We start from the raw sequence: 4,424 nt of genomic DNA on the forward strand, positions 1-4,424 counted from the left end.
TCCACGACAAGTCATATAGGGGTGGAAATTAGTTTTGCAAATGAGGTTACCAATATTTTTTAAAATTTTTTCAAAATAAGTGTTGACTTTTTATTTTGTATGGGGTATAGTATAACTCGTCGGTGCGAAGCGACAACAGTTAAATAACTTAAATATGTGCGCGTAGCTCAGCTGGATAGAGCGTCTGACTACGGATCAGAAGGCCGGGAGTTCGAATCTTCTCGCGCACGTTGATTATCCTCGTATTATGAATGTCATGATATGGGGATTTTTTGTTACTGATAATTTGTTATTGCTTATCCTGCTGTGCGATTGATAACGATAATTCACAATTTTTACTGTCAATGCAGCAGTCATTTAAAATTGCAAAAGTAACTCATTGTATTTTTGCAATTTGCGAAAGTGAGGTTTGTATGTTCCAGACTTTAAATAAGGAGCTTTCTACTACCCAGATAATAGCACTTGGTTTTCTAGGTACTATTTTTATAGGTGCCTTGATACTCTGTCTTCCATTTTCCTCGGCAGATGGAAATTTCACTCCGTTTATCGATGCCCTATTTACATCAACTACTTCCGTCTGCGTGACCGGACTTGTTGTTGTAAATACAGCAATCCACTGGAGTCTTTTTGGCAAGATAGTCATTCTCATACTTATCCAGCTAGGCGGACTGGGGATAGTCTCCTTTGTCACCGGAATAATGATGGTTGCAGGAAGCCGCATTACATTGAGCGACAGGCTTCTCCTTGAAGATGCACTCAACTTAAGCACTCTCAAAGGGCTTGTCCGCTTTTTAAAATTTATTTTCAGAGGTACTTTTATTATAGAAATAATCGGTGCAATCTGCTACAGTTTCGTTTTCGTTCCCGATTTCGGTCTGATAAAAGGACTGTGGTTTTCCATATTTCATGCTGTTTCCGCTTTTTGTAATGCCGGTATTGACCTGCTCGGTGCAAACAGCCTTGAACCGTATATTTCAAATCCATGGATAAATTTTGTAACGATGTTTCTTATTATTTCAGGCGGAATCGGTTTTATCGTGTGGATGGATTTAAAAGCTACCGTTAAAAATTATTTTCAGAATAAAATTTCTGTTAAGAAGAGTTTGCAAAAATTAAGACTTCACACAAAGATAACACTTATAACAACTGCTATCCTTATCTTAGGCGGTGCATTACTTATATTTGTCCTTGAATATACAAATACTGACACGATTGGTAAACTGAGCTTTTTTGATAAGATAGTTGCAAGCCTTTTTCAATCGGTCACATTAAGGACTGCCGGATTTGCAACATTTTCACAGTCGGGCTTAAGACACGGAACTGTGCTTCTTTGTTACTTTTTGATGTTTATCGGTGGTTCTTCAATAGGTACGGCTGGCGGAATAAAAACAACAACCGTTGCCACATTATTTTTAAGCACCCGTGCCATTGTAAAAGGAAAGACACATCTTGTCGTTTTCAGGAAAAACATACCACACCAGACGGTCACAAAAGCACTTGCCGTAACAATGGTCAGCATATCATTCCTGCTGCTTGCATCCGTCGGACTATATCAGGCAGAGGGTGGCTCAATGGTCGATGTTGTCTACGAAACCACAAGTGCGATAGCAACCGTAGGTCTTACAAGAGATTACACCTCAAAGCTTCACCTCTTAGGCAAGCTTATAATAATAATATGTATGTATCTCGGCAGGATAGGACCAATCTCGATGGTTATCTTCTTCAATAAAGAAAGAAAAAATGACTTTGTTTCTTTCCCTCATGAAGATATAAATGTCGGCTGATACTTATAATATAATTTATGCTTTTTGCTGCCTTATGTACTGTTAAGAGTGACAGGCAGCGAAAGTGTGCCTGCGGCATTATTTGTTATATTTGTGCAATTAGCACAACATACAATTAGTTTCGCAACATGCCAGCACACCAGCTAGTACATTAAAATTTACTCTCGGTATCTTCTCAAAACGAATACTTTCGAGAGCACATTAAACAACAAGGAGGAACTCATGGAAAAATCATTTGCCGTTATCGGACTTGGAAAATTTGGACGAAGCGTTGCCATCGAACTTGCAAATACAGGTGCCGATGTTCTCGCTGTTGATATAGATAAAGAGCGTGTCCACTCTGTTGCCAACTTTGTCACCTGTGCAGTTGCTATCGATGTAAGGGATACTGAAGCACTGGATACTCTCGGTCTTTCTAATATGGATGCCGTTGTCGTTGCAATCACTGAAAAACTTGATATAAGTATTCTTGCAACAATTTATGCAAAAGATGCCGGTGTCAAAACCGTAGTATGCAAGGCTCAGGATGAAACACATAAAAAAATACTTGAAAAGCTTGGCGCAGACCAGACGATAATGCCGGAACAAGAAACCGGAATCCGTCTTGCAAGGAAACTCTCCAACAGACGTGTTATCAATTTTATGGAAATATCTGACAAACTTAAAATGGTGGAGATTGATGTCAAGCCAAACTGGATAGGAAAATCTCTTATGGAACTCGACCTCAGAAAAAAAGAAAACCTGAATGTAATTGCCGTAAGACAGGATACATCATCTGAATACGAGGTAAACCCGTCACCTGATATAAGACTAACCGATAAGATGACTATGCTTATCACCTGCGATGTGAAAGACCTTAATAATCTGCTTTAATTTTTTGTATATAGAGGGATGTTTAAACAATTACGAAAATCCCTCTATATAATAACATCCAGACAATAGTCATAACTAGATTTTACAGTATTACAGCCTATAAGTGTTGCATTTAACATACATTTCTTATAGGTTGCAATCATCACTGTTTACACCATAAGTTTCCATCTGATACTCTATGCATAAACAGCTATATTTATTTAATTTTCTAATTTAGATAAGTGACTCATAAAGTTTTGTTATATCTTCTACACTTGTCTCCTTTGGATTGCCAGGACGGCACGCATCGTCATATGCTGACTGTGCAAGGAATGGTATATCCTCTTTCTTTACGATTTCTTTGAGGTCTGCAGGTATTCCAACATCTTTTGAGAGCTGTTTTACTGCATCTACTGCTGCCTTTCTGTACTCTTCCTGAGACATATTCTCAGTGCCTTCAACTCCCATAGCCTTTGCTATGTCACGGTATTTCTCTCCCGTCGCTTCTGCATTGTACTCCATAACAGTAGGAAGAATTATGGCATTTGCAATACCGTGTGGTGTATCATAAAGTGCCCCGAGCGGATGTGCCATACTATGTACTATACCAAGTCCGACATTTGAAAATCCCATACCTGCAACATACTGACCGAGAGCCATACCCTCTCTGCCCTCAGGCGTATTGTCAACTGCTCCTCTGAGTGAGCGTGATATGATTTCGATAGCTTTCAGATGGAACATATCAGAAAGTTCCCATGCACCTGCTGTAATATATCCCTCGATAGCATGAGTAAGTGCGTCCATACCTGTCGCAGCCGTAAGTCCCTTAGGCATAGATGACATCATATCAGGGTCCACAAAAGCAACAACCGGAATATCCTTAGGGTCTACACAGACCATCTTTCTGTTTTTCTCAGCGTCAGTTATAACATAGTTTATAGTAACCTCTGCCGCAGTTCCTGCTGTCGTAGGTACCGCAAGGATAGGCACTGATTTATTCTTTGTAGGAGCAACTCCCTCAAGACTTACAACATCGGCAAAATCAGGATTGTTAATGATGATACCGATAGCCTTTGCCGTATCCATAGAAGAACCTCCACCGATAGCTATAAGATAATCTGCACCGGACTTCTTAAATGCTTCAACACCTGTCTGAACATTTTCAATAGTTGGATTTGGCTTGATATTTGAATACAACTCATAATCAAGACTGTCTTTCTCAAGAACATCAAGAACTTTCTTTGTAACACCAAACTTCACAAGATCAGGGTCGGAACAAACAAAAGCTTTCTTGTACCCTCTTGACTTAACCTCCGTAGCAATCTCTGCAATAGCACCGGCTCCATGATAAGATGTCTCATTTAAAATAAAACGATTTGCCATAATTTATCTACCTCCTGTATAAATGTATATCAGGTAATCACGAAACTAATCATTTGTTTTGTAAATTACAATGTTATAATCACATAATTTAATAATATATTATGATAATGTACTGTATCATTGATACAATCAACCAGTTTCGCAAACACCTAAAATATATGTAACGATATTTTTGTACAAAATCACTAATCATTTAAACATAACCAGCAAATTTATATATACATTATACAAAACATTTATTCAAAAATCAATAAAAAAATGAGCTTTAATAAAACCTTCATTAGCATACAAAAAACTTAACTTTACAACAAAAAAATTTATTAACATATGAACAAATTTTATAACAAAAACTTCATTGTGGTCAATTGTAAAAGTTAATTCCGCTTTGTAAGACTTACTTCCACC

At 37.9% G+C, this 4,424-nt stretch carries 3 protein-coding genes and 1 tRNA gene; 3 read left to right on the forward strand and 1 reads right to left on the reverse strand.

All coding sequences use genetic code 11. From position 1 onward, the window contains the following. The first annotated feature begins 156 nt into the window (after positions 1 to 156). The 3 genes from DWZ63_RS15370 (at position 157) to DWZ63_RS15380 (ending at position 2,657) form a co-directional block, all read left to right on the forward strand. Positions 157 to 230 (forward strand) — tRNA-Arg (locus tag DWZ63_RS15370). Between the two features lie 183 nt (positions 231 to 413). Then, entirely contained in the window at positions 414 to 1,784 is a 1,371-nt protein-coding gene (locus tag DWZ63_RS15375; protein ID WP_118500352.1) for a potassium transporter TrkG, read from the forward strand. Positions 1,785 to 2,006: 222 nt separating this feature from the next. Further along, complete coding sequence (locus DWZ63_RS15380) at positions 2,007 to 2,657, forward strand: TrkA family potassium uptake protein (RefSeq protein WP_118500353.1); 651 nt, start codon at positions 2,007 to 2,009, stop codon at positions 2,655 to 2,657. Positions 2,658 to 2,870: 213 nt separating this feature from the next. Here the strand turns inward: DWZ63_RS15380 and fucO are convergent, their stop codons facing one another. Beyond that, positions 2,871 to 4,019 (reverse strand): lactaldehyde reductase, encoded by a 1,149-nt coding sequence (gene fucO / locus DWZ63_RS15385; protein WP_022015181.1) that lies wholly within the window; start codon positions 4,017 to 4,019, stop codon positions 2,871 to 2,873. Positions 4,020 to 4,424: the final 405 nt, after the last annotated feature.

The organism is Clostridium sp. AF34-13 (assembly GCF_003477845.1).
Classification (GTDB): Bacteria; Bacillota; Clostridia; order Lachnospirales; family Lachnospiraceae; genus Butyribacter; species Butyribacter intestini.

Excerpts from the sequence above, each read along its gene's own strand:
- DWZ63_RS15375 (WP_118500352.1), top strand. The coding sequence starts at position 414 with ATGTTCCAGACTTTAAATAAGGAGCTTTCTACTACCCAGATAATAGCA.
- DWZ63_RS15380 (WP_118500353.1), top strand. The coding sequence starts at position 2,007 with ATGGAAAAATCATTTGCCGTTATCGGACTTGGAAAATTTGGACGAAGC.
- fucO (WP_022015181.1), bottom strand. The coding sequence starts at position 4,019 with ATGGCAAATCGTTTTATTTTAAATGAGACATCTTATCATGGAGCCGGT.